The 25,044-nt window shown below is 71.1% G+C and carries 14 protein-coding genes and 1 tRNA gene; 11 read left to right on the top strand and 4 right to left on the bottom strand.

What is annotated here, in order from left to right:
- Positions 1–254 precede the first annotated feature (254 nt).
- Positions 255–327, top strand: a tRNA-Thr gene (locus AB0J10_RS27965).
- A gap of 57 nt (positions 328–384) precedes the next feature.
- Here the strand turns inward: AB0J10_RS27965 and AB0J10_RS27970 are convergent.
- Entirely contained in the window at positions 385–3,039 is a 2,655-nt protein-coding gene (locus tag AB0J10_RS27970; RefSeq protein ID WP_363065235.1) for a SpoIIE family protein phosphatase, read from the bottom strand.
- 272 nt (positions 3,040–3,311) lie between these two features.
- On the opposite strand from AB0J10_RS27970, the gene AB0J10_RS27975 reads away from it, so the two are divergent.
- The 10 genes from AB0J10_RS27975 to AB0J10_RS28020 all read left to right on the top strand — a co-directional run bounded on the left by AB0J10_RS27975 (position 3,312) and on the right by AB0J10_RS28020 (position 18,289).
- Entirely contained in the window at positions 3,312–8,813 is a 5,502-nt protein-coding gene (locus tag AB0J10_RS27975; protein WP_363065236.1) for a HAMP domain-containing protein, read from the top strand.
- A 306-nt stretch (positions 8,814–9,119) separates the two neighbouring features.
- Entirely contained in the window at positions 9,120–9,800 is a 681-nt protein-coding gene (locus tag AB0J10_RS27980; protein ID WP_363065237.1) for a response regulator, read from the top strand.
- Positions 9,801–10,183: 383 nt separating this feature from the next.
- Complete coding sequence (locus AB0J10_RS27985; RefSeq protein ID WP_363065238.1) at positions 10,184–12,952, top strand: DNA translocase FtsK; 2,769 nt, start codon at positions 10,184–10,186, stop codon at positions 12,950–12,952.
- Between the two features lie 187 nt (positions 12,953–13,139).
- Entirely contained in the window at positions 13,140–13,961 is an 822-nt protein-coding gene (locus AB0J10_RS27990) for a helix-turn-helix domain-containing protein (RefSeq protein ID WP_363065327.1), read from the top strand.
- 106 nt (positions 13,962–14,067) lie between these two features.
- The gene (gene rimO / locus AB0J10_RS27995; protein ID WP_363065239.1) at positions 14,068–15,549 is read left to right on the top strand and encodes a 30S ribosomal protein S12 methylthiotransferase RimO; all 1,482 of its coding nucleotides are present in this window, start codon (positions 14,068–14,070) and stop codon (positions 15,547–15,549) included.
- On the top strand, positions 15,546–16,223 hold the full coding sequence (gene pgsA / locus AB0J10_RS28000; RefSeq protein WP_363065240.1) for a CDP-diacylglycerol--glycerol-3-phosphate 3-phosphatidyltransferase: 678 nt from the start codon (positions 15,546–15,548) through the stop codon (positions 16,221–16,223). Before rimO ends, pgsA begins: the two co-directional genes overlap by 4 nt.
- A gap of 16 nt (positions 16,224–16,239) precedes the next feature.
- The gene (locus tag AB0J10_RS28005) at positions 16,240–16,749 is read left to right on the top strand and encodes a CinA family protein (protein ID WP_363065241.1); all 510 of its coding nucleotides are present in this window, start codon (positions 16,240–16,242) and stop codon (positions 16,747–16,749) included.
- Between the two features lie 109 nt (positions 16,750–16,858).
- Positions 16,859–17,239 carry a helix-turn-helix transcriptional regulator gene (locus tag AB0J10_RS28010; RefSeq protein WP_123189499.1) on the top strand — a complete coding sequence of 127 codons (381 nt, stop codon included), beginning with the start codon at positions 16,859–16,861 and terminating at the stop codon, positions 17,237–17,239.
- Positions 17,240–17,357: 118 nt separating this feature from the next.
- The gene (locus AB0J10_RS28015) at positions 17,358–17,828 is read left to right on the top strand and encodes a DNA starvation/stationary phase protection protein (protein ID WP_363065242.1); all 471 of its coding nucleotides are present in this window, start codon (positions 17,358–17,360) and stop codon (positions 17,826–17,828) included.
- A 206-nt stretch (positions 17,829–18,034) separates the two neighbouring features.
- On the top strand, positions 18,035–18,289 hold the full coding sequence (locus AB0J10_RS28020) for a hypothetical protein (RefSeq protein ID WP_269728059.1): 255 nt from the start codon (positions 18,035–18,037) through the stop codon (positions 18,287–18,289).
- On the opposite strand, the gene AB0J10_RS28025 is transcribed toward AB0J10_RS28020, so the two are convergent.
- From AB0J10_RS28025 to AB0J10_RS28035, 3 genes are all read right to left on the bottom strand, one after another.
- The gene (locus tag AB0J10_RS28025; RefSeq protein WP_363065243.1) at positions 18,237–19,013 is read right to left on the bottom strand and encodes an SDR family NAD(P)-dependent oxidoreductase; all 777 of its coding nucleotides are present in this window, start codon (positions 19,011–19,013) and stop codon (positions 18,237–18,239) included. The genes AB0J10_RS28020 and AB0J10_RS28025 overlap by 53 nt on opposite strands.
- 145 nt (positions 19,014–19,158) lie before the next feature.
- A complete protein-coding gene (locus AB0J10_RS28030; RefSeq protein WP_363065244.1) occupies positions 19,159–19,992 on the bottom strand; it encodes a DNA-formamidopyrimidine glycosylase family protein in 834 nt (277 codons plus the stop codon).
- A 410-nt stretch (positions 19,993–20,402) separates the two neighbouring features.
- Positions 20,403–25,025, bottom strand: a complete 4,623-nt coding sequence (locus tag AB0J10_RS28035) for an ATP-dependent helicase (protein ID WP_363065245.1) — start codon at positions 25,023–25,025, stop codon at positions 20,403–20,405.
- Positions 25,026–25,044: the final 19 nt, after the last annotated feature.

A 25,044-nucleotide genomic window follows, 5' to 3' on the forward strand; every position in this document is an offset into this window, starting at 1 on the left:
GGAGAGTAGGACACCGCCGAACAATTCTTCTGGGAAAGCCCCGGACCGACACGGTCCGGGGCTTTTTCGCGTTCCGGGGAGACCCGGGCACGGGTCGCTGTCCGGCCCGCCGAGAGAGCCGTCCGCCGGCGACGAGAATGCGCCACCACTGCTGACACACACTCAGTAAGCCCGCCCGTGGGCGATTAGGAGCACTCGTCAGTTCGGGGTATGCTTCATTCCGTTGCCGCGCGGGAGACCGCAAGAAGCGACAGGCCCCTATAGCTCAGTCGGCAGAGCGTCTCCATGGTAAGGAGAAGGTCAACGGTTCGATTCCGTTTGGGGGCTCCGGACGGAAGAAGGCCCCCGCCTCACGGCGGGGGCCTTCTTCGTGGTGCGCTTCCGTCAGTTCGCGTGGGGCTCCGGGACGCGCATCGCGAGGATCGCCATGTCGTCCGAGGCGGGCTCGGCCGCGAAGCGCTCGACAGCGCGGAGAACGCGTGCCGCGACCGCGCCGGCCGTCAGGCCCGTGCACGTCGTCAGAACGTCGGTGAGGCCGTCGTCGCCGAGCATGCGTGTGCCCTCACGGCGTTCAGTTACACCGTCCGTGACGCAGAGCAGGACGTCGCCCGGGTCGAGAGTGACGGTCTGCTCGTACAGTTCCAGGTCGTCCATCACGCCCAGCAGCGGCTGCGGTTCGGCCGCCGGCGCCACGGTGCCGTCCTGGCGCAGCCGCAGCGGCAGCGGGTGTCCGGCGCAGACCACCTTCAGGAGAGCCGAGCCGTCCTCCTGTGGCCAGAGTTCGCCGTACAGCAGTGTGAGGAAACGGCTGCGGGCGCCCTCGTCGAGGATCGCCGCGTTGAGGCGTTCCAGCACCGCCGGACCGCCGAAGCCCTCCCGGGCGAGCAGGCGCAGGGCGTGCCGGGCCAGACCGGTCACCGCAGCGGCCTCCGGCCCCGTTCCGCAGACGTCGCCGATGGCGAAGCCGTACGCACCGTCGCGGATCGGGAACAGGTCGTAGAAGTCCCCGCCGACCTCGTTGCCCTCGCCGGCCGCTCGGTAGATGACCTCCACCTCCACGCCCGGCACCTGGGGCAGTCCCGGAGGCAGCAGACTGCGCTGCAGGGACTGGCTGATGGCCGTGCGCTCCGAATAGAGCCTGGCGTTGTCCAGGGCGAGGGCGGCCCGGCGGGACAGGTCCTCGGCGAGTTCGAGGATCTCCTGACGGAAGTGGTCGTCGGACGGCTTACCGAGCGTGAGCATGCCGATGACGCGGTTCCGGGCGACGAGGGGGAGGACCACGGTCTCGCCGCCGACCGCGGAGGCCGTGGCCAGGGTGGTGCCGATACCCGACGACACATGGGCGGCGCCGAGGCCGAGTTCACGCATGGAGGTGCGCAGCGCGGCCTGGTGCGCGGCCTCGGCCGGGGCGGTCCACACGCGTGCCCCGGGAGTGGGAACCGGGTCCGGCGGGTCGATCCTGGCGAGCAGGGCCTTGAGGCCGTCGATGCGGTCCTCGTCCTCGTGGAGGACGTACGAGAGGTACGGCTCGGAGGACTGGTCGGAGATCGTGTACACGGCACACCAGGTGGCTAGCGTCGGCACCGTCATCTGTGCCATCAGAGCCAGGGTCTGGTCGCGGTCGAGGGTGCCGGCCAGCAGGTCCGAGGCCTCCACGAGGAAGCTGAGGGATCCTCGGCGCAGCCGCTCCAACTCGCCCAGGCGTGCGGACTCGACGGCGAGCGCGATGCGGTCGGCGGCGAACTGCAGGCGCAGCGCCTCCTCGTTGGAGTAGCGGCCCGAGGCTTCGGCGGCCACGCCCAGGGAGCCGGTGAGCCGGCCCTCGACCTTGAGCGGGACGGTGACCACGGACCGCATCCCGGTGCCGCCGAGGAGGGGGACGGCCCCGGGGACCGCGGTGAGATCCTCGTGGACGGCGGGCATGCGGGCCGAGCCGTAGCGTCCCGTGCCGGCCTCGACCGGGACCCGGGCGAAGCGCTGGCGGGCCGAGGGGAGTCCGGTGGTGGCCCGCACCTCGAGCTCCGTCTCGTCGTCGGTGGCCAGCAGCAGGAACGCGGCGTCGCCGTCGAGCATGTCGCGGGCGCGTTCGACCGTGCGCTGGAGCAGGCCGTCGAGGTCGTCGGGCGCCGGGGAGCCGATGAAGACCTCGAAGGGATCGGCGTTGCGGTGGTCGTGGCCGGCGCCGTCCGCGGCGGGCGCGCGCGTCGGAGTCTGGAGCACGGCTCGCTCGTAGTCGCGCACCAGGAGGCAGACGGTGGACGCTTCGCCTTGGGTGTCGCGCACGCGGAGGTGGGAGGCGTAGACGGGGACGACGCGGCCGTCCGTGCCGCGGATCCCGTAGCTGCCCTCCCAGCGGGAGAGCTGGAGCGCCTCGGCCAGGCCGGTGCCGGTACCCGGGGTGTGCGGCCAGGCGGCGAAGTCGCCGAGGGGCTTGCCGAGCACCTGGTCCGCCGCGTACCCGAAGAGGTGCTCGGCGTCGTCGTTCCAGGAGCCGATCGCGCCGTTGCGGTCGATCTGGACCACGGCGACGCGGACGCGCTCGTCGGCGACGGGAAGGAGGTCGGGCGGAAGGACCGGACCGGCCGAGCGGGTGCCCACCGCGCGCTGCGGCAGGTCGAGTTGGAACCAGACGTGCTTGTGCGTCGGTGTGTACTCGACGCCCCAGCGCGATGCGAGCGCGGCGCAGAGCAGCAGTCCGCGTCCGTTCTCCCGGTCGGGGTGGGCGACGGCCCTGGTGCCGCCCTGCATCGGGATCTCGCGTTCCGGATAGCGGTCGGCGACCTCGACCCGTACGCCCTCCCCGGTGCGCAGGCAGAGCACCTCTGCGGCGGTGCCGGCGTGGATCACCGCGTTGGTGACGAGCTCACTGGTGAGGACGACGGCGTCGTCGACGACGTCGGAATGCCCCCAGCCCTGGAGGGTGTCGCGGACGAAGGCACGCGCCGTGGCCACCGACCGGCCGACCGGTTCGAAGCTGGCAGCCGCCCGTGCGGTGATCTCGGAACTCTTCGTACGCGTCTCGACGCCCGGCTCGGCCATGGTCGATGTCCGCCCCTCCCGGTGCCCGGTCTGGTAGTCCTTGCGCCATGCCGCCCCCCGCCGGGCGACCGGGGCGGTTGGACAGCCGGATGCCAGGTTACTTACCTTCGCTGTCCGAGCGGATGCCGGTCACCGCCGTTTCCGCCTTCTAGGGGTGGGGACGCTATGCGAAGCTGCCGAACTGTTATGGCCTGGTTCGGCTGCGGTGAAACACTGGGAAAGCTTCCTGAGACAGCCTGAGCAACATGGTCAACCCCCGCGGGAGGGACACGGTGGAGTCTGGTGCAACGGCGCGTGGTGCCGGCACGCGCGCACAAGGCGGACAGTCCCGGAGGAATCAGTCACGCGGGGGAACGACCGCGGTGGACACCGCGGCTCTGAACCGGCTCCTCGCGGCCCTGTCGGCCATGCGGGACGGGAACTTCCGCAAGCGGCTGACGGTCTCGGGCGACGGCGTCATGGCCGAGGTCGCGGCCGTCTTCAACGAGGTCGCGGACCGCAATCTGCATCTCACCGGGGAACTCGCGCGGGTCCGGCGTGTCGTCGGCCGTGAGGGAAAGCTCACGGAACGGCTGGATCCCGGTGCCTGCGAGGGCTCCTGGGCCGCCGCGATCGAGGCGTCCAACGAGCTGGTGGACGACCTGGCGCGCCCGGTGTCCGAAGTGGGGCGGGTGCTGTCGGCGGTCGCGGAGGGCGATCTGGAGCAGCGCATGGAGCTGCGATCGCACGCGGAGGAGGGCTCGGACGGGGCGGTCCGGCCGCTGCGCGGTGAATTCCTGAAGGTCGCGCGCACGGTGAACAACCTCGTGGACCAGCTGTCCGCGTTCACCGACGAAGTGACACGGGTCGCACTCGAGGTCGGTACCGAGGGCAAACTCGGCGGACAGGCCCAGGTGCGTGGTATGTCCGGTTCATGGAAGGACCTCACGGATTCCGTCAACACGATGGCGTACCGGCTGACGGCTCAGGTGCGTGACATCGCTCTCGTGACGACGGCGGTCGCCAAGGGCGACCTCTCACGCAAGGTCACCGTGCATGTCGCCGGTGAGATGCTTCAGCTGAAGAACACCGTCAACACCATGGTGGACCAGCTGTCCTCGTTCTCCTCGGAGGTGACCCGGGTCGCCCGTGAGGTGGGCACGGAGGGCGAGCTCGGCGGCCAGGCGGTCGTGCCGGGCGTCGCCGGTGTGTGGAAGGACCTGACCGACTCCGTCAACACGATGGCGGGCAATCTCACCTCGCAGGTGCGGGGCATCGCCGAGGTCACGACGGCCGTCGCCAACGGCGACCTGTCGCAGAAGGTCACGGTGAGCGCGCGTGGCGAGGTCGCCCAGCTCGCCGAGACCATCAATCAGATGACCGAGACGCTTCGGACATTCGCGGATGAAGTGACCCGTGTGGCGAGCGAGGTCGGCGCCGAGGGGCTGCTGGGCGGTCAGGCGCAGGTGCCGGGTGCGGCCGGTACGTGGAAGGACCTGACCGACTCGGTCAACACCGTCTTCCGCAACCTGACGACCCAGGTGCGGGACATCGCGCAGGTGACGACGGCGGTCGCGAACGGCGACCTGTCGCAGAAGGTCACCGTCGACGTCGCGGGCGAGATGCTGGAACTGAAGAACACCGTCAACACGATGGTGGACCAGCTCCAGTCGTTCGGTTCCGAAGTGACCCGTGTGGCGCGGGAGGTCGGTGTCGAAGGCCGGCTGGGCGGTCAGGCCGAGGTGCCGGGTGCGGCGGGCACGTGGAAGGACCTGACCGATTCGGTGAACACGGCGTTCCGCAACCTCACCGGCCAGGTGCGGGACATCGCGCAGGTGACGACGGCGGTCGCGAACGGCGACCTGTCGCAGAAGGTCACCGTCGACGTGGCCGGCGAGATGCTGGAACTGAAGAACACCGTCAACACGATGGTGGCTCAGCTGTCCTCGTTCGCCGACCAGGTCACGCGCATGGCCAGGGACGTGGGTACGGAGGGTCGGCTCGGCGGTCAGGCGCGGGTCGACGGGGTCTCGGGCACCTGGAAGGAGCTCACCGACTCCGTCAACTTCATGGCCGGCAATCTGACCTCGCAGGTGCGCCAGATCGCCCAGGTGACGACGGCCGTGGCGCGCGGTGATCTCTCGCAGAAGATCGACGTGGACGCGCGCGGCGAGATCCTGGAGCTGAAGAACACCATCAACACGATGGTGGACCAGTTGTCCGCGTTCGCGGAGCAGGTGACGAGGGTCGCCCGCGAGGTGGGCACGGACGGGCGGCTCGGCGGTCAGGCACAGGTACCCGGCGTGGCCGGGGTGTGGCGGGACCTGACCGACTCCGTGAACGGCATGGCCGGGAACCTCACGGCCCAGGTCCGCAACATCGCCCAGGTCGCCACGGCCGTGGCGCGCGGTGATCTCTCGCAGAAGATCGACGTGGACGCGCGCGGCGAGATCCTGGAGCTGAAGAACACCCTCAACACGATGGTGGACCAGCTCTCGAACTTCGCGGAGCAGGTGACGAGGGTCGCCCGCGAGGTGGGCACGGAGGGCATCCTGGGCGGCCAGGCCGAGGTGCAGGGGGTCTCGGGCACCTGGAAGGACCTCACCCAGTCCGTCAACTTCATGGCGAACAACCTCACCAGCCAGGTGCGGAACATCGCCGAGGTGACGACGGCGGTCGCCAAGGGCGATCTGTCGAAGAAGATCACGGTCGATGCCAAGGGCGAGATCCTGGAGCTGGTCACGACCGTCAACACGATGGTGGACCAGCTGTCCAACTTCGCCGACGAGGTCACGCGGGTGGCCCGTGAGGTGGGTACGGAGGGCATCCTGGGCGGCCAGGCCCGGGTGCGCGGCGTCACCGGCATCTGGAAGGACCTCAGCGACAACGTCAACCTGATGGCCAACAACCTGACCAGTCAGGTGCGGAACATCTCCCGGGTGTCCTCCGCGGTCGCCAACGGCGATCTGACCAAGAAGGTGACGGTCGAGGCGCGCGGCGAGGTCGCCGAACTCGCCGACACCGTGAACACGATGGTGACGACCCTGTCGTCGTTCGCTGCGGAGGTCACGCGGGTGGCCCGTGAGGTGGGTACGGAGGGCATCCTGGGCGGCCAGGCCCGGGTGCCGGGCGTCGCGGGGACCTGGAAGGACCTCACCGAGTCGGTGAACTCGATGGCGTCCAACCTGACCGGTCAGGTGCGCCAGATCGCGACGGTCACCACGGCCATCGCCAAGGGCGATCTCACCAAGAAGATCGACATCGACGCCCGGGGCGAGATCCAGGACCTGAAGGACACCATCAACACGATGGTCGACCAGCTGTCGTCCTTCGCCGAGGAGGTCACGCGGGTGGCCCGGGAGGTGGGCACGGACGGCATGCTCGGCGGCCAGGCACGGGTCCGGGACGTCGACGGCACCTGGCGGGACCTGACGGAGTCCGTGAACGAGATGGCCGGGAACCTGACCCGGCAGGTGCGCGCGATCGCGGCCGTCGCCACCGCGGTCACCCGGGGCGATCTCAACCTCAAGATCGACGTGGACGCGGCCGGTGAGATCCAGGTCCTGCAGGACAACATCAACACGATGATCGCCAATCTGCGCGACACCACCCTCGCAAACGAGGAGCAGGACTGGCTGAAGGGCAACCTGGCCCGGATCTCCGGTCTGATGCAGGGCCGGCGGGATCTGGACGACGTCGCCTCGCTGATCATGAGCGAGTTGACGCCGGTGGTCTCGGCCCAGCACGGCGCGTTCTTCCTGGCCATGCCGACGGGCGGCGCGGACGAGCTGGCCTCGGCCGGCGAGAGCGCGTACGAGCTGGTGATGCGGGCCAGCTACGGCTACTCGGCCGGGCTGATGCCCACGTCGTTCAGGCCGGGGGAGACCCTGATCGGAACGGCGGCCGAGGAGAAGCGGACGATCCAGGTCAACGTCCCGCCGGGGTATCTGAAGATCTCGTCGGGGCTGGGCGAGGCGTCCCCGGCGCATGTGATCGTGCTGCCGGTGCTGTTCGAGGGGAAGGTGCTCGGTGTGATCGAGCTGGCGTCGTTCCAGCCGTTCACCCAGATCCAGCGCGACTTCCTGAACCAGATCGCCGAGATGATCGCCACCAGCGTCAACACCATCAGCGTCAACACGAAGACCGAGGTGCTGCTCAAGCAGTCGCAGGAGTTGACCGAGCAGCTGCGGGAGCGTTCGGAGGAGCTGGAGAACCGGCAGAAGGCGCTGCAGTCCTCCAACGCCGAGCTGGAGGAGAAGGCCGAGCTGCTGGCCCAGCAGAACCGCGACATCGAGGTGAAGAACACCGAGATCGAGGAGGCCCGGCAGGTGCTGGAGGAGCGCGCGGAGCAGCTCGCGGTCTCCATGCGCTACAAGTCCGAGTTCCTGGCGAACATGTCGCACGAGCTGCGGACCCCGCTCAACTCCCTGCTGATCCTCGCCAAGCTGCTGGCGGACAACGCCGACACCAACCTCACGCCGAAGCAGGTGGAGTTCGCCGAGACGATCCACGGGGCCGGGTCGGACCTGCTGCAGCTCATCAACGACATCCTCGATCTGTCGAAGGTCGAGGCGGGCAAGATGGACGTCAGCCCGACCCGGATCGCCCTGGTCCAGCTCGTCGACTACGTGGAGGCGACGTTCCGGCCGCTCACGGCGGAGAAGGGGCTCGACTTCTCGGTCCGGGTCTCGCCGGAGCTGCCCGCGACGCTCCACACGGACGAGCAGAGGCTGCTGCAGGTCCTGCGCAATCTGCTGTCGAACGCGGTGAAGTTCACCGACACCGGCGCGGTGGAGCTGGTGATCAGGCCGGCTAACGCCGATGTGCCGCAGTCGATCCGCGAGCAGTTGCTGGAGGCGGGTTCACTGCGCGACGCCGACGGGGACCTGATCGCCTTCTCGGTCACCGACACCGGCATCGGTATCGCGGCCAGCAAGATGCGGGTGATCTTCGAGGCGTTCAAGCAGGCCGACGGCACGACCAGCCGCAAGTACGGCGGTACGGGCCTGGGGCTGTCGATCAGCCGGGAGATCGCGCGGTTGCTGGGCGGCGAGATCCACGCGGCGAGCGAGCCGGGCCGTGGCTCGACGTTCACGCTGTACCTGCCGCTGCACCCCAGCGAACTGCCCCCGCAGGGCTACCCGCAGCTCGTGCCGGGCTCCGAGACGCCGGCGGCACCCGCGATGGACGACATCTCGGCGTCCGGGTTCCCCCAGGGGGCGCAGGAGCCGTCGGCGGCCGGGGAGGCGAACAACGCCCCCGGGACGCTCTTCCGACGCCGCCGGAAGGCGCTGGGGGCCACGGACCTGCGGCACGCCCTGCCCGGGCAGCCCACGGCCGCGTCGGGCTCCGCGCAGGAGTCCTGGACGGGACAGTCCCCGCAGGAGCCGGGGCAGGAGCCGCGCCGCACCTACGAGTTCCACAGCGAGAAGGTGCTGATCGTCGACGACGACATCCGCAACGTCTTCGCGCTCACCAGCGTGCTGGAGCAGCACGGCCTGTCCGTGCTGTACGCGGAGAACGGGCGGGAGGGGATCGAAGTCCTGGAGCAGCACGACGATGTGACGGTCGTGCTGATGGACATCATGATGCCCGAGATGGACGGCTACGCCACGACGACCGCGATCCGCAGGATGCCGCAGTTCGCCGGGCTGCCGATCATCGCGCTCACGGCGAAGGCGATGAAGGGCGACCGGGAGAAGGCCATCGAGTCGGGCGCTTCCGACTACGTCACGAAGCCGGTCGACCCCGATCATCTTCTCTCCGTGATGGAGCAGTGGATGCGCGGAAAGTGACGATGGTTGCCTGCGTGCACATCACAGTCTGATTGCAGACCGTACGGACTTCTATGAATTGCTGACTGACTGTGCCCGCGGGCGTGTGAGGAGGCCGGATCCGGGGAACCTTCTCGTCTCCCACCGCGTTTCTGCTATGTGCACAGTGACATCGCGGTGACAGGGTGTGGCGACGGGCGGGGTGCGGCTACCATGACCGGCACAAGGACGGGCGGCGCAAGGGAGTCGTCCCTCGGGGCGGCGCCCGGTGTTCTCCCCGGCTCATCGAGCTGGGGAGACCCCAAGCCGGGGCGAGGAGGGCGAGGCATGGTGCAGAAGGCCAAGATCCTCCTGGTCGATGACCGGCCGGAGAATCTGCTGGCGCTGGAGGCCATCCTCTCTGCGCTCGATCAGACGCTGGTGCGGGCATCGTCAGGGGAGGAAGCGCTCAAAGCGCTGCTGACGGACGATTTCGCGGTCATTCTGCTGGACGTCCAGATGCCGGGCATGGACGGATTCGAGACCGCTGCGCACATCAAGCGCCGCGAACGGACCAGAGACATCCCGATCATCTTCCTGACGGCGATCAACCACGGCCCGCACCACACCTTCCGCGGGTACGCGGCGGGTGCGGTGGACTACATCTCCAAGCCGTTCGACCCCTGGGTGCTCCGGGCGAAGGTATCCGTCTTCGTCGAGCTCTACATGAAGAACTGCCAGCTGCGGGAGCAGGCGGCTCTGCTCCGGCTCCAGCTGGAGGGCGGCGCGCACGGCGCGGGCGAGGCCAAGGAGCCGGCGGGGCTCCTCGCCGAACTGTCCGCGCGGCTCGCGGCAGTTGAGGAGCAGGCCGAGGCGCTCTCCAAGCAGCTGGACGACGAATCCGCCGACGCCGCCGCCGTCGCCACGGCGGCCCACCTGGAACGCAAACTCACCGGACTGCGCAGGGCGCTGGACGCCCTGGAGCCGGGTGCGGGCGCCGGTTCGCCGACCCTTCCGTCCCAGAGCTAGGGCCGCGTCAGGCCGCGTTCGCCCCGTCGCGACGCCCGGCCCGGCAACTCGCGTCGTTGCCGAATCGACCGAATGGGCCCACCACGAGGTCGGCTCGGCGCCTTGCGATCCTTCCCTCGGTCCGGAGGGCCGAGGGAGGCCGCACGCACCGGACGCCGCTCCTCGACGGGCGGACCGTGCCTGACGCGGCACTGGGGCAGGTGCTGAACCGGTGCCGGACGCCCGAAGGGCGGGCCGGGCGGGGGTGCCACAACACGGCGAACCTCGCGCCGGCGCCCAGCCGCTGAGCGGGCGTCAGTTTCCGGGCTCGGCAAGGGCGACACGAACGGGTGAACCGGTGGTCACGCGTGTGCCCCGCCTGCCGCACCGGTAACCTCACCACCATGGCCTCACGTACGTCCGGCAAGGGTTCCCAGGGCACGGCGGGCACCGCGAAGCCGCGCGCCGGCCGGACGACCGGCGCCGCGAAGAAGGCGGCGCCCGCCAGGAAGACCGCGGCGAAGACGCCCGCGGCAGGCAAGCGCGCCCCCGCCAAGGCACCCGCACGCAAGGCCGCGGCGAAGAGGCCCGCGCCCAGGCCCGCGCCGAATCCCACCGGGGGCGTGCTGTGGCTGATCCGTGCCGTGTGGCTCGGTGTCGCCCACGCCCTCGGCGCGATGCTCCGCGGCATAGGACGCGGCGCCAAGGGGCTCGATCCGGTGCACCGCAAGGACGGGCTCGCGCTCCTGCTGCTGGCCCTCTCGCTGATCGTCGCCGCGGGCACCTGGTCCAATCTGCGCGGCCCGGTGGGCGACCTCGTGGAGATGCTCGTCACCGGCGCGTTCGGCCGGCTCGATCTGCTCGTCCCGATACTGCTCGTCGCCGTGGCCGTACGGCTGATCCTCTATCCAGAGCGACCCGACGCCAACGGCCGGATCGTCATCGGGCTGACCGCACTCGTGGTCGGCGTGCTCGGCCAGGTCCACATCGCCTGCGGTTCACCGGGGCGCGGGGACGGCGCCGAGGCCATGCAGGACGCGGGCGGTCTGATCGGCTGGGCGGCCTCCAAGCCGCTGATCTTCATGATGACCGAGGTCCTCGCCGTACCGCTGCTGGTGCTGCTCACGGTCTTCGGTCTGCTCGTCGTCACCGCCACGCCGGTCAACGCCATCCCCCAGCGGATGCGCATGCTCGGGGTCCGGCTCGGGATCCTGGAGGCGCCGTACGAGCCCGGTGCGGACGACACCGGGGAGCCGGGGGAGTACGACGAGTGGCGCGAGGCGCGGCCGGCGCGCCCCCGCACTCCCGCGCGCCGCGACGGCGAGGCGTACGACGCCGACCGGGCGGAGGAGGCGGCACTGTCCCGGCGCCGCCGCCGCGGGCCCACCGCCCAGCCGGATCCCGGCCGGCCGATGGACGCGGTGGACGTCGCCGCGGCCGCCGCTGCCGCGCTGGACGGGGCCGTCCTCAACGGCATGCCGCCGTCACCCGTCGTCGCCGGTCTGACCCGCGACCTGACCGCCGACCGGGAGCGTGCCGCCGGGCCGCTGCCCGGTGCGCGGACCGAGCAGCCCTCGGAGGCTCCGCCCGCCACGGAGGAGAAGCCGTCCTCGTCGGGCTCCGTGCCCGACCTGACCAAGCCCGCCCCCGAGTCGCAGCCCCTCCCTCCGCGTGCCGAGCAGCTGCAGCTCTCCGGGGACATCACCTACGGGCTGCCGTCGCTGGACCTGCTGGAGCGAGGCGGACCGGGCAAGAGCCGCAGCGCCGCCAACGACGCGATCGTCGCCGCACTCACGAACGTCTTCACGGAGTTCAAGGTCGACGCCGCGGTCACCGGCTTCACCCGCGGGCCTACGGTCACTCGCTACGAGGTCGAGCTCGGCCCCGCGGTGAAGGTCGAGCGGATCACCGCACTGACCAAGAACATCGCCTATGCCGTCGCGAGCCCGGACGTACGGATCATCTCGCCGATCCCCGGCAAGTCCGCCGTGGGCATCGAGATCCCGAACACCGACCGGGAGATGGTCAATCTCGGGGACGTGCTGCGCCTGGCGGACGCGGCCGAGGACGACCACCCGATGCTGGTCGCGCTCGGCAAGGACGTCGAGGGCGGCTACGTCATGGCCAACCTGGCGAAGATGCCGCACATCCTGGTCGCGGGCGCCACCGGCTCCGGAAAGTCCTCCTGCATCAACTGCCTGATCACATCCGTGATGATGCGGGCCACTCCGGAGGACGTCCGGATGGTCCTCGTCGACCCCAAGCGGGTCGAGCTCACGGCCTACGAGGGCATCCCGCACCTGATCACGCCGATCATCACCAACCCCAAGCGGGCCGCCGAGGCCCTGCAGTGGGTCGTGCGCGAGATGGACCTGCGCTACGACGACCTCGCCGCGTACGGCTTCCGGCACATCGACGACTTCAACCGTGCCGTACGCGGCGGCCGTGTCAAGGCACCCGAGGGCAGCGAGCGCGAGCTCCAGCCCTATCCGTACCTGCTGGTGATCGTCGACGAGCTCGCGGACCTGATGATGGTCGCCCCGCGCGACGTCGAGGACGCCATCGTCCGGATCACCCAGCTGGCCCGCGCCGCCGGCATCCATCTGGTCCTGGCCACCCAGCGGCCCTCGGTCGACGTCGTCACCGGGCTGATCAAGGCCAATGTGCCCTCGCGGCTCGCCTTCGCCACCTCCTCCCTCGCCGACAGCAGGGTCATCCTGGACCAGCCGGGCGCGGAGAAGCTGATCGGCAAGGGCGACGGCCTGTTCCTGCCCATGGGGGCCGGAAAGCCCACCCGTATGCAGGGCGCCTTCGTGACGGAGGAGGAGGTCGCAGCCGTCGTTCGGCACTGCAAGGAGCAGATGGCCCCCGTCTTCCGGGACGACGTGGTGGTCGGCACGAAGCAGAAGAAGGAGATCGACGAGGACATCGGCGACGACCTCGACCTGCTCTGCCAGGCCGCGGAACTGGTGGTCACCACCCAGTTCGGGTCGACGTCCATGCTCCAGCGCAAGCTCCGGGTCGGCTTCGCCAAGGCCGGCCGCCTCATGGACCTCATGGAGTCCAGGAACATCGTGGGCCCCAGCGAGGGCTCCAAGGCGCGTGATGTTCTGGTGAAACCCGATGAGCTGGATGGAGTGCTCGCGGTGATCCGTGGGGAGTCTGATTCGTAAGGGAGGGCGGGGCAACCGTTTCCCTTGGTCGCACGTCAAGTTGGATGGAGGGCGGGACACGCCCCGTGCTCCCGCCGTCCGACCATTCTGATGGCGTACAAACTGCATCCGCCCGGTTGCCCCACCCTTTCGTACCACCCATAGACTGAACCTCCAGCAGGTGGCTACACGCTCGAAAGGCGCCCCCGTGTCCATCGGCAACTCCCCCGAAGACGACCGTCCTTCTCTCGAAGACGACGGACCTTCGATCGGTCGCTCGCTCCAGCAGGCGCGCACCGACGCAGGCCTCACCGTCGACGAGGTCAGTACTTCCACCCGTGTGCGCGTCCCCATCGTGCAGGCGATCGAGCAGGACGACTTCTCGCGCTGCGGTGGCGATGTCTACGCGCGCGGGCACATCAGGACGCTCGCGCGCGCCGTGGGGCTGGATCCGGACCCTCTCGTCGCGCGGTACGACGCCGAGCACGGCGGCCGTCCGTCGCCGACCCCGGCGGCCCCGCTCTTCGAGGCGGAACGCATCCGCCCCGAGCGCAGGCGCCCCAACTGGACCGCCGCGATGGTCGCGGCGATCGTCGCCGTCATCGGATTCGTCGGCTTCACCCTCTTCGGCGGCTCCGACGGCACCAACGGCACCAAGCAGGTCGCCGAGGGCTCCACGCCCGAGAAGACCAGTCCCAAGCCGCCCCCGGCCAAGCCGGTGGCGCCCAAGCCCGACGCCTCCGAGAGCGCGATCGCCGCCGTCCCGCAGGACAAGGTGACGGTGAAACTGACCGCGGTCGACGACAAGAGCTGGATCTCCGCCAAGTCCGCCAACGGCAAACTGCTCTTCGACGGGCTGCTCCTCGCGGGCGAGTCCAAAACCTTCCAGGACGGCGAGCGCCTGGACCTCATTCTCGGCAACGCCGGCGCGATCGAGCTGTTCGTGAACGGCAAGAAGATCGAGGACAAGTTCGAGAACGGTCAGGTGGAACGGCTGTCCTACGCCAAGGGCGACCCCGAGGCCGGCTGACCCGGACGGTCCGGGAAACGGCCGGATACCGACCATCCACCGCCCGTACCCCGGGCGGCAACCCTCGCGGACCGGGCGTGGGCCAGGACAAAGTAGTCTTGAGCCCATGCCCGAACGCCGTACCGTCGCCCTTGTCACTCTTGGCTGCGCCCGTAACGAGGTGGACTCGGAGGAGCTCGCAGGCCGCCTGGCAGCGGACGGCTGGGAGCTCGTCGAGGAAGCCTCCGACGCGGATGTCGCGGTCGTCAACACCTGCGGCTTCGTCGAGGCCGCCAAGAAGGACTCCGTCGACGCCCTGCTCGAGGCCAACGACCTCAAGGACCACGGCAGGACCCAGGCCGTCGTCGCGGTCGGCTGCATGGCCGAGCGCTACGGCAAGGAACTCGCCGACGCCCTGCCCGAGGCCGACGGCGTGCTGGGCTTCGACGACTACGCCGACATCTCCGACCGCCTCCGGACCATCCTGAGCGGCGGCATCCACGCATCCCACACGCCGCGCGACCGCCGCAAGCTGCTGCCGATCAGTCCCGCGGACCGCCAGGGCGCGGACGTGGCCCTCCCCGGGCACGCGCAGGCCCCCGCCCCGGAGGACGTGCCGGCCGATCTCCCGGAGGGTCTGGCGCCCGCCTCCGGGCCGCGCGCTCCCCTCCGCCGCAGGCTCGACACCAGTCCGGTCGCCTCGGTGAAGCTCGCCTCCGGCTGCGACCGGCGCTGCTCGTTCTGCGCCATCCCGTCCTTCCGCGGGTCCTTCGTGTCCCGGCGGCCGAGTGACGTCCTGGGTGAGACCCGCTGGCTCGCCGAACAGGGCGTGAAGGAGATCATGCTGGTCTCCGAGAACAACACCTCGTACGGCAAGGACCTCGGGGACATCCGGCTGCTGGAGACGCTGCTGCCCGAGCTCGCGGCCGTCGACGGTATCGAGCGGGTGCGGGTCAGCTATCTGCAGCCCGCCGAGATGCGCCCCGGACTGATCGACGTCCTGACGTCCACCGAGAAGGTCGCACCCTATTTCGACCTCTCGTTCCAGCACAGCGCCCCCGGTGTGCTGCGCTCCATGCGGCGTTTCGGCGACACCGAGCGGTTCCTGGAACTGCTGGAGACCATCCGCGGCAAGGCCCCGGAGGCCGGGGTGCGGTCCAATTTCATCGTCGGGTTCCCGGGTGAGGGCGAGGCGGACTTCGCCGAGCTGGAGCGCTTCCTCACGGAGGCGCGGCTGGACGCCATCGGCGTCTTCGGCTACTCCGACGAGGAGGGCACCGAGGCCGCCGGCTACGAGAGCAAGCTCGACCAGGAGGTCGTCGACGCGCGTCTGGCGCGGCTGTCCCGGCTCGCCGAGGAGCTGACCGCCCAGCGGGCCGAGGAGCGCATGGGCCAGACCCTGCACGTCCTCGTCGAGTCCGTGGACGACGAGGACGGCGCAGTGGGCCGTGCCGCGCACCAGGCGCCCGAGACCGACGGGCAGGTGGTCTTCACGAGTGCCGTCGGGTTGGCACCCGGACGTATGGTCGAAGCGAAGGTCGTCGGTACGGAGGGCGTCGATCTCACGGCCGACGTGGTTTCGGAGTGTCGTGAGGAGGCGGGCAGATGACCGGAGCGCCGGCATCCGCAGCGGGTGGGACCGGAAGGCCGGCGCCCGGCGGGAAGCTGGGCGCTGCGGCCGTCGACCAGGCCAGCCTGTGGAACATCGCCAACATCCTCACCATGGTGCGGCTGCTCCTCGTGCCCGGGTTCGTGGTGCTGCTGCTCATGGACGGTGGACACGACCCGGTCTGGCGGGCCTGGGCCTGGGCGGCCTTCGCCGTCGCCATGATCACGGACGTGTTCGACGGGCATCTGGCGCGTACGTACAACCTGGTCACGGACTTCGGGAAGATCGCGGACCCCATCGCCGACAAGGCGATCATGGCCGCGGGACTGATCTGCCTGTCGGCCCTCGGGGACCTGCCCTGGTGGGTGACCGGAGTGATCCTCTTCCGCGAGCTGGGGATCACCCTGATGCGCTTCTGGGTGATCCGGCACGGAGTGATCCCGGCGAGCCGCGGCGGCAAGCTGAAGACCCTCGCCCAGGGCACCGCGGTCGGCATGTACGTGCTCGTGCTGACCGGACCGCTGGCCACGTTGCGCTGGTGGGTGATGGCCGTGGCGGTCGTCCTGACCGTCGTGACGGGGCTGGACTACGTCCGTCAGGCGGTGGTCCTGCGGCGCAGGGGCCTCGCTGCCGAACGGTCCGCCGGGCGGGACCGCGCGGAGTCCTCTCGATGAGCGCGGAGTCGCCGCGATGAGTCGTGCCGCCGACGTGCTCGCGCTCCTCGGGGAACGTGGTGAGACCCTGGCTGTGGCGGAGTCCCTGACGGGCGGTCTCGTGGCCGCGGAGCTGACCTCCGTTCCCGGGGCGTCGAAGAGCTTCCTGGGCTCCGTGACGGCTTACGCGACCGGCCTCAAGCAAGATCTCCTGGGGGTCGACGGGGCCCTGCTCGCCGGGCACGGCGCGGTGCACCCGGAGGTGGCGGCCCAGATGGCCGCGGGCGTGCGGGCCCGGATGGAGGCCGGCTGGGGCATCGCGACCACCGGTGTCGCAGGTCCCGATCCCCAGGACGGACAGCCCGTGGGCACGGTTTTCGTCGCCGTCGCGGGCCCCCGCGGTACCCGGAAGGTGGCGCGGCTGAGATTGAACGGCGACCGCTCGGAAATCCGTAGAGAGAGTGTCCGGAGCGTGCTGGAACTGCTCCACGGCGAACTCTCGGGTACGGGGCGGGCACAGGATACGGAACAGAACGGGGGGAATTGATGTTTGCAGCCCTGAGTGAACACGACATCGCTCCCCGCACGGCCGCAGCGCGAGGCGGTACGGTGGGGCGTGAAGGATGCGGCTACGCGGTCCGAGGAGGGAGCCACCGATGATTCTGCTCCGTCGCCTGCTGGGTGACGTGCTGCGTCGGCAGCGCCAGCGCCAGGGCCGTACTCTGCGCGAAGTCTCCTCGTCCGCCCGAGTCTCTCTCGGCTATCTCTCCGAGGTGGAGCGGGGGCAGAAGGAGGCTTCCTCCGAACTGCTCTCCGCGATCTGCGACGCGCTTGACGTACGGATGTCCGAGCTCATGCGGGAAGTGAGCGACGAGCTGTCGCTCGCCGAGCTGGCCGCGTCGGCAGCGGCGAGCGAGCCGGTGTCGGCGCCGGTGCGGCCGCTGAATTCCGTGTCCGTGACATCGGTCGCGGGCGTGCCGACGGAACGGGTGACGATCAAGGCACCGGCGGAAGCGGTGGACGTCGTCGCCGCCTGATTTCCACGTGTGAGCCCCGGTCGGGTGGGTACCCGACCGGGGCTTCTTTATCCCCTGAATGACCGTTTTGCTCCATCTATGTCATGGTGGAGAACGGTGTCACCGAACGGAGGTCACTATGTCTGCGGTGAAGAGCCCACTGCCCGAGGACGCCCGCAAGATCACCGGTGAGGCCCTGCAGGGTGCGCTGGTCGATCTGATCGATCTGGGGCTCGTGGCCAAGCAGGTCCACTGGAACGTCGTCGGGCCCCGTTTCCGCTCCGTTCACCTCCAGCTGGACGAGGTTGTCGCCACGGCGCGCCAGCACTCCGACGTCGTGGCCGAGCGCGCCTCCGCCATCGGGGTCGCACCCGACGGCCGGGCCTCGACCGTCGCCTCGGCCAGTGCCATCGGCAAGGCGCCGGACGGCTGGATCCAGGACACCGACGTGGTCAGCACCATGGTGAAATCGCTGACCGCGGTGATCGAACGGATGCGTGAGCGCATCCGGGTCACGGACGAGCCGGATCCGGTGAGCCAGGACATCCTCATCGCGCTGACGGCCGACCTCGAGAAGCACGCGTGGATGTTCCAGGCGGAGAGCGTCTAGCCGTGGGCATACCCGGAGCCTCCTCCGGGGCCGCTGCCGCGGCCGGACGGGACATCGCCACGACGGGGCGGGTGCGCGGGCGCACGGCCCGGAGCACGAACCTCTGGGACGCCTGGCGCATACGCTGCGGGCGCGCCGGGTGTGCAACCGGTGCGCCCTCCCGCCGCGTGATCGGTCCGGTCTAGCGTCGACCGGAGGAGGCGGCCATGGTGAGGCGATGGGTCCTGCTGCCGGCGCTCGCACTGGGCGCTCTGTGGTGGTGGGCCGTGCTGCGGCTGGCGCTGGTGCCGGAGCATGCGGGGCTCGTCGAGGGGGCAGTGGCGGCAGGCGGGTGGGGGCTCAGCCTGTTGCCGGTGCACGTCGCGTCGCGGTCCGGGGACGCCGGTAGGGCCGGGGGAACGACCACGGCTACCACGGCATCGCGACGCCCCCGTTCGGCCGGAGGATCTGGCCCGTCGTGAACGACGACGCGTCGGAGGCGAGGTGCAGCACCGCGTGGGCGATGTCCACGGGCTCACCGACCCGGCCGAGCGGTGAGATCCTGGCCATGGCCGCCTCCGCCCGCCGCTGCGACTCCGCGTCGTGCCGGTCCGTCATGGGGGTCCGAACCCAGCCCGGTGCGACGGCGTTTACCCGGATCGCATGCCGGCCGAGTTCCACGGCGAGGGTCCTGGTGAGCTGGACGACGGCCGCCTTGGCCGCGCTGTAGCAGAGCAGACCCGGACTCGCGGCGTCGACCGCGCCGGACGCCATGGTGATGATCGATCCCGGCACGCCGGCGTCGATCATCGAGCGGGCGGCGGCCTGGCAGGCGTACAGAACTCCCTTGAAGTTGACCGAGAGGACCCGGTCGAGGTCCTCTTCCCTGGTCTCCAGGACCGGGCTGGAGTGCATGATGCCGGCGACGGCGGCCAGAACGTGCGGCGGACCGGAAGCCGAGACGGCGATCGCCATCGCCGCGTCGAGCGCGGCGCGGTCGCTCACGTCGACGAGGTGGGGGTGCGCCGTGCCGCCCGCGTCCTCGATCGTCGTCAGGGTCCGGGCGAGTTCCTTCTCGGCCACGTCCGCGCAGTGCACGGTGGCACCCGCATCGGCGAGCAGGACGGCGGTGGCGCGGCCGATGCCGCTCGCCGCGCCGGTGACGAACGCGGTGCGGCCGCTGAGGTCGTACGCGGAGACGGGCATGTCCGCGACGGTACGACCGTTCCTGACGCCCCGTCAATTCTCGGCCCGGGTGCGGGATCGCGCGTGCGGAGGCGTTCGAGGCCGGGGCCCGCGTCCCCCGGCGGGGCGGCGGTGGCGTGCGGCACGGGGGAGTGGTGGCGGGCCGTCAGAGCGCGGGCCCGGACTGGCAGCCCGGGCACCAGTAGGAGATCCGGTCGTCCCGGCCGGCCCTGCGGATCGCGGTGCCGCAGCGCAGACACGGGTGGCCTTGGCGCCCGTACACGAACAGGCGCTGCCGGCCCGGAGGCAGCGGGCCCCGGCGCCGGTCCTCGCCGGCGCCGACGGCGTTTCCGCCGGGCGTGGTGCGCCGGTCGAAGGTGTGCTTGTTGAGCTCCAGCAGTCGCCGGGCCGTGGCGACGAGGCGCTCGGGAACATCCGAGGGCAGGTCGCCGACGGGGAGCCACGGGGTGACCCGGGCCAGGAAGGCCAGCTCCGACTTGTAGACGTTGCCGATTCCCGCGAGATTGCGCTGGTCGAGCAGTGCCTCGCCGATCGGGCGCGCGGGGTCGGCGAGCAGGTTGCGCACCGCCGTCCCCGGATCCCAGTCGGGCCCCAGCAGATCAGGGCCGAGATGTCCCACGGCCCGGCTCTCGTCCTGTGTGCGCAGCAGTTCCAGCACGGGAAGGCGGTAGCCGACGGCCGTGCGGTCGGCATTGCCGAGGACGGCCCGGATCTGGTGGTTCGGGCCGCCGCGCCAGCGCTCCCCCGCGGCGAAGACGCGCCAGGAGCCGTCCATCCGCAGGTGTGAGTGGAGGGTGAGCCCGCCCTCGATGCGTGTGAGCAGATGCTTGCCCCGGGCCGTGACGTCCAGCACCTCCCGGCCGGTGAGGTCGGCGGTGGCGAACCGGGGCACCCTGAGGTCGGAGAGGGTCAGCGTCCGTCCGGCCAGGGCGGCGTGCAGCTTCCGGGCGGTCAGCCAGACGGTGTCTCCTTCGGGCATGCCTCCATGATGCGCGACGGCGGTCTCGGCGGGGCCGCGGCATCGCGGTCCGGCGCTTGTCCCGGCCGCCGGAGTGGGCGGGCGCGTCCGGGGCGAGACCGGGTGCGCCCACTTCGCACGCATGGACGGTGAACGCCGGTGGGGAAGGCCGGTGGGGAAGGCCGGTGGGGAAGGCCGGTGGGGAAGGCCGGTGGGGAAGGCCGGTGGGGAAGGCCGGTGGGGAAGACCGGTGGGGAAGACCGGTGGGGAAGACCGGTGGGGAAGACCGGTGGGGAAGACCGGTGGGGAAGACCGGTGGGGAAGACCGGTGGGTCCGATTTGTCTGTAGTCGTCCTTCGCACGCAGTCCGGAACCCGTCCCGGGGCAGGCGGCCGTGACCGCCCGGTCCGTCGAGGCGTCCGTACCCGGCCTCAGGCCCGAATGCGCAGGCCGCGGGGGGTGGCGTGGAAGCCGGCCTCCTCCAGCGGGCGGGCGAGCGGCGCGGTCAGTGCCGCCGCGCCGTTGATCCGCTCGACGGTGATCGTGCCGAGCATCCCCGCCCGGCCCGCTTCGGCGAGCGCCTGCGCCGCTGCTCGGAGAGCCGGATCGTCCGGTTCGGGGGGCCAGGACAGCAACGTCTTCCCGCCGCGCTCCATGTAGAGCGTGAGCTCCCCGTCGACCAGTACGACGAGCGATCCGGCCTTGCGGCCCGGTTTGTGGCCGGCGCCGTCGGGCGGCTCGGGCCAGGAGAGCGCCGCCCCGTAGGCGTTGGCCGGGTCGGCGGCCGCGAGGATCACCGCACGAGTTGCGGTGTGACCGTCGGAGCGCTCGCGGGCACCGGCCGCGGCCCTCAGCCGGTCCACCGCGCCGTCCATCGCGAACTGGGCGGCCCCGAGCCCTTCGACCACATAGCCGCGCCGGGCCTGCCCGCTGTCCTCGAAGGCGGACAGGATGCGGTACGTCGCCGAGAAACCGCCCTCGACACCTTCGGCGGCGACCGCGCCCCTTGTGACGACGCCATGGCGGTCCAGCAGCGTACGGGCCAGGGCGTGGGCGCGGTGGGTGGGGTCGGGCTCCTGCCCGGGGAGCAGGGACCAGCGTCCGGAGACGGTGGGCGGACCGCTGCGCGAGGCGGTCCTGGCGGCCGCCGTCAGCGAGCCGTACCGCCCGCGCGGCACCGCGCGGCGGGCGCGGTGTGCCGTGGAACCCGCCGTCCGCCCGGACCCCAGGAGCGAGCGCAGGGGCGCCAGGGTGTCGTTGGTGAGCCGGCCCGACCAGGCCAGGTCCCACAGGGCGTCCGCCAGCTGGGGGTCGGTGGCCTCGGGATGCGTCGTCGCCCGCACCCGGTCCGCGATCTGGCGGAAGAACAGGCCGTAGCCTCCGGAGAGGGCCGAGAGCACCGACTCGTGCAGTGCCGCCTGCTCCAGCGGGTGGGGCCCCGGCAGCAGCAGCGGGGCGGCGTCCGCGAGATAGAGCGAGACCCAGCCGTCCTTGCCCGGCAGCGCGCCGGCACCGGCCCACACCACCTCGCCCGTCGTGGTCAGCTCGTCGAGCATGCCCGGCGAGTAGCCGGCCACCCGGGACGGGAGGATCAGCTTCTCCAGCGCGGAGGCAGGCACGGGGGCGCCCTGGAGCTGCTCGACGGCACGGGCCAGACCGTCGATGCCGCGCAGGCTGTTGTTCCCCACGTGCTGCCACTGGGGCAGGAAGGTCGCGAGCGCTGCGGGCGGCACCGGCTCCAGCTCCTCGCGGAGCGCGGCGAGGGAGCGGCGCCGCAGCCGGCGCAGCACAGAGGCGTCGCACCACTCCTGACCGATGCCCGACGGATGGAACTCTCCCTGGACCACCCGCCCGGCCCCGGCCAGCCGCTGCAGGGCCCCGTCAGTGACGGCCGCGCCCAGCCCGAACCGTGCGGCTGCCTGCGACGATGTGAACGGCCCGTGTGTGCGGGCGAAACGGGCCAGCAGATCGCCGAGCGGGTCCTTCACCGGCTCCGTGAACGCCTCGGGGACGCCCACCGGGAGCGCCGTGCCCAGTGCGTCCCTGAGGCGTCCCGCGTCCTCGACGGCCGCCCAGTGTCCGGCGCCGGCGATCCGCACCCTGATGGCGCGGCGGGTCCGCGCGAGCTCCTCGGGCCAGTCGGGGTCGGCACCGCGCTCGGTCAGCTCCTCGGTCGTGAGCGGCCCGAGCACCCGCAGCAGGTCCGCGACGCCCTCCACGTCCTTTGTCCTGCGGTCGTCGGTGAGCCACTGGAGCTCCTGCTCCAGCTCGCTCAGGACGTCCGCGTCGAGCAGTTCGCGCAGTTCCGCCCGGCCCAGCAACTCGGCGAGCAGCCGGGAGTCCAGCGAGAGCGCCGCGGCCCGGCGCTCTGCGAGCGGTGAGTCCCCCTCGTACAGGAACTGGGCCACGTAGCCGAAGAGGAGGGAGCGGGCGAAGGGCGACGGTTCGGGGGTGGTGACCTCGACCAGCCGCACCTTGCGGGACTCGATGTCGCCCATCAGCTCCTCGAGCCCGGGGACGTCGAACACGTCCTGGAGGCACTCCCGCACGGCCTCGAGGACGATCGGGAACGAGCCGAACTCACTGGCCACCTGGAGCAGCTGGGCCGCGCGTTGACGCTGCTGCCACAGGGGGGTCCGTCTGCCGGGGTTGCGGCGCGGCAGCAGCAGGGCGCGTGCCGCGCATTCACGGAAGCGGGAGGCGAACAGCGCGGATCCGCCCACCTGGTCGGTGACGATCTGGCCGACCTCGCCCTTGTCGAAGAGGGTGTCGGCGGCGGCGACCGGGGCCTGATCACCGTCGTACGAGGTGTCGAGGTGGGCCGGGTCCTGGTCCAGCAGGTCCAGGCCCATCAGCTCGGCGTCGGGGAGCCGCAGCACGATTCCGTCGTCCGCGTGCATGACCTGGGCGTCCATGCCGTAGCGCTCGGAGAGGCGTGCGCCCAGCGCCAGTGCCCAGGGTGCGTGGACCTGGGCACCGAACGGTGAGTGCACCACGACGCGCCAGTCGCCCAGCTCGTCACGGAACCGCTCGACGACGATCGTGCGGTCGTCGGGCACGTGCCCGCAGGCCCGGCGCTGCTCGTCGAGGTACGACAGGACGTTCGCGGCCGCCCACTCGTCGAGACCGGCGGTCATCAGCCGCAACCGGGCGTCCTCCTCGGGCAGTGATCCGACCTCGCGGAGGAAGGCGCCCACCGCGCGGCCCAGTTCGAGCGGCCGGCCCAGTTGGTCGCCCTTCCAGAACGGCAGCCGGCCGGGAACGCCGGGCGCGGGGGAGACGAGCACCCGGTCCCGGGTGATGTCCTCGATCCGCCAGGAGGTGGTGCCCAGGGTGAAGACGTCGCCGACCCGGGACTCGTAGACCATCTCCTCGTCGAGCTCGCCGACCCGGCCGCCGCCCTTCTTCGGGTCCGCGCCGGCCAGGAACACGCCGAACAGCCCGCGGTCCGGGATCGTGCCGCCCGAGGTGACGGCGAGCCGCTGGGCTCCGGGACGCCCCGTGACCGTCCCGGCGACCCGGTCCCACACCACACGGGGGCGCAGCTCCGCGAACGCGTCGGACGGATACCGCCCGGCCAGCATGTCCAGCACCGCCGTGAACGCCGACTCCGGCAGCGAGGCGAAGGGGGCGGCGCGCCGCACCACGGCCAGCAGGTCGTCGAACTGCCAGGTGTCGAGCGCGACCATGGCGACCAGCTGCTGGGCCAGCACGTCCAGCGGATTGGCCGGGACGCGGAGCGACTCGATCGAACCCGTGCGCATCCGCTCGGTGACCACGGCCGCCTGGACCAGATCCCCCCGGTACTTGGGGAAGACGACGCCTGTGGAGACCGCGCCCACCTGATGCCCGGCGCGGCCGACCCGCTGCAGACCGGAGGCGACCGACGGCGGGGACTCGACCTGGACGACCAGGTCGACCGCGCCCATGTCGATGCCCAGCTCCAGGCTGGACGTCGCGACGACGGCGGGGAGCCGGCCCGCCTTCAGGTCCTCCTCGACGAGAGCGCGCTGCTCCTTGGAGACCGAGCCGTGGTGCGCGCGGGCGAGCAGCGGCGGCGCGCCCTGCGCCGCCCCGGACTGCGCCATGATCTCCGCGGGCGGGGCGCCCTCGGGCAGCGGCTCTCCGACGGTCCGCTCGTACGCGATCTCGTTGAGCCGGTTGCACAACCGCTCCGCGAGACGGCGGGAGTTCGCGAAGACGATCGTCGAGCGGTGCGCCTGCACCAGATCGGCGATCCGCTCCTCCACCTGCGGCCAGATCGACGGCCTCTCGCCGGGGCCGTCCGGCTCGGAGGCCGGGGAACCGCCGAGCTCGCCCATGTCCTCCACCGGGACGACGACGGACAGGTCGAACTCCTTGCCGGACGGCGGCTGGACGATCTCCGCCCTGCGCCGCGGCGACAGATAGCGCGCCACCTCGTCCACCGGCCGGACGGTCGCCGAGAGCCCGATCCGCCGGGCCGGCCGGGACAGCACCTCGTCCAACCGCTCCAGGGACAGCGCCAGGTGCGCGCCGCGCTTGGTGCCCGCGACCGCGTGCACCTCGTCCACGATCACCGTCTCGATTCCGCTCAGCGCCTCGCGTGTGGAGGACGTGAGCATCAGGAACAGCGACTCGGGGGTGGTGATCAGGATGTCCGGCGGACGGGTCGCCAGCGCCCGCCGCTCGGCCGCGGGCGTGTCACCGGACCGGATGCCGACACGCACCTCGGGCTCGGGCAGCCCGAGCCGTACGGCCTCCTGCCGGATGCCGGTCAGCGGGCTGCGGAGATTGCGCTCGACGTCGACCGCGAGGGCCTTCAGCGGCGACACGTACAGCACACGGCAGCGCTTCTTCACGTCCGCGGGAGGTGGGGCGGACGTCAGACCGTCGAGGGCGGCCAGGAACGCGGCGAGGGTCTTGCCGGAACCGGTCGGGGCGACGACCAGCACGTCCGAGCCGCGGCCGATCGCCCGCCAGGCGCCCTCCTGGGCCGCGGTGGGCGCGCTGAAAGCCCCGCTGAACCAGCCGCGGGTCGCGGGGGCGAAGCTGTCGAGTGCACTGCCGGCCATGACACCCATCGTGCACCGC

It is taken from the genome of Streptomyces sp. NPDC049887 (assembly GCF_040656535.1).
GTDB lineage: Bacteria > Actinomycetota > Actinomycetes > Streptomycetales > Streptomycetaceae > Streptomyces.

What these genes read in the sequence shown, in the direction of transcription:
- AB0J10_RS27970 (WP_363065235.1), bottom strand. Translation starts at nt 3,039, where the DNA reads ATGGCCGAGCCGGGCGTCGAGACGCGTACGAAGAGTTCCGAGATCACC.
- AB0J10_RS27980 (WP_363065237.1), top strand. Translation starts at nt 9,120, where the DNA reads ATGGTGCAGAAGGCCAAGATCCTCCTGGTCGATGACCGGCCGGAGAAT.
- AB0J10_RS27985 (WP_363065238.1), top strand. Translation starts at nt 10,184, where the DNA reads ATGGCCTCACGTACGTCCGGCAAGGGTTCCCAGGGCACGGCGGGCACC.
- rimO (WP_363065239.1), top strand. Translation starts at nt 14,068, where the DNA reads ATGCCCGAACGCCGTACCGTCGCCCTTGTCACTCTTGGCTGCGCCCGT.
- pgsA (WP_363065240.1), top strand. Translation starts at nt 15,546, where the DNA reads ATGACCGGAGCGCCGGCATCCGCAGCGGGTGGGACCGGAAGGCCGGCG.
- AB0J10_RS28005 (WP_363065241.1), top strand. Translation starts at nt 16,240, where the DNA reads ATGAGTCGTGCCGCCGACGTGCTCGCGCTCCTCGGGGAACGTGGTGAG.
- AB0J10_RS28010 (WP_123189499.1), top strand. Translation starts at nt 16,859, where the DNA reads ATGATTCTGCTCCGTCGCCTGCTGGGTGACGTGCTGCGTCGGCAGCGC.
- AB0J10_RS28015 (WP_363065242.1), top strand. Translation starts at nt 17,358, where the DNA reads ATGTCTGCGGTGAAGAGCCCACTGCCCGAGGACGCCCGCAAGATCACC.
- AB0J10_RS28020 (WP_269728059.1), top strand. Translation starts at nt 18,035, where the DNA reads ATGGTGAGGCGATGGGTCCTGCTGCCGGCGCTCGCACTGGGCGCTCTG.
- AB0J10_RS28025 (WP_363065243.1), bottom strand. Translation starts at nt 19,013, where the DNA reads ATGCCCGTCTCCGCGTACGACCTCAGCGGCCGCACCGCGTTCGTCACC.
- AB0J10_RS28030 (WP_363065244.1), bottom strand. Translation starts at nt 19,992, where the DNA reads ATGCCCGAAGGAGACACCGTCTGGCTGACCGCCCGGAAGCTGCACGCC.
- AB0J10_RS28035 (WP_363065245.1), bottom strand. Translation starts at nt 25,025, where the DNA reads ATGGCCGGCAGTGCACTCGACAGCTTCGCCCCCGCGACCCGCGGCTGG.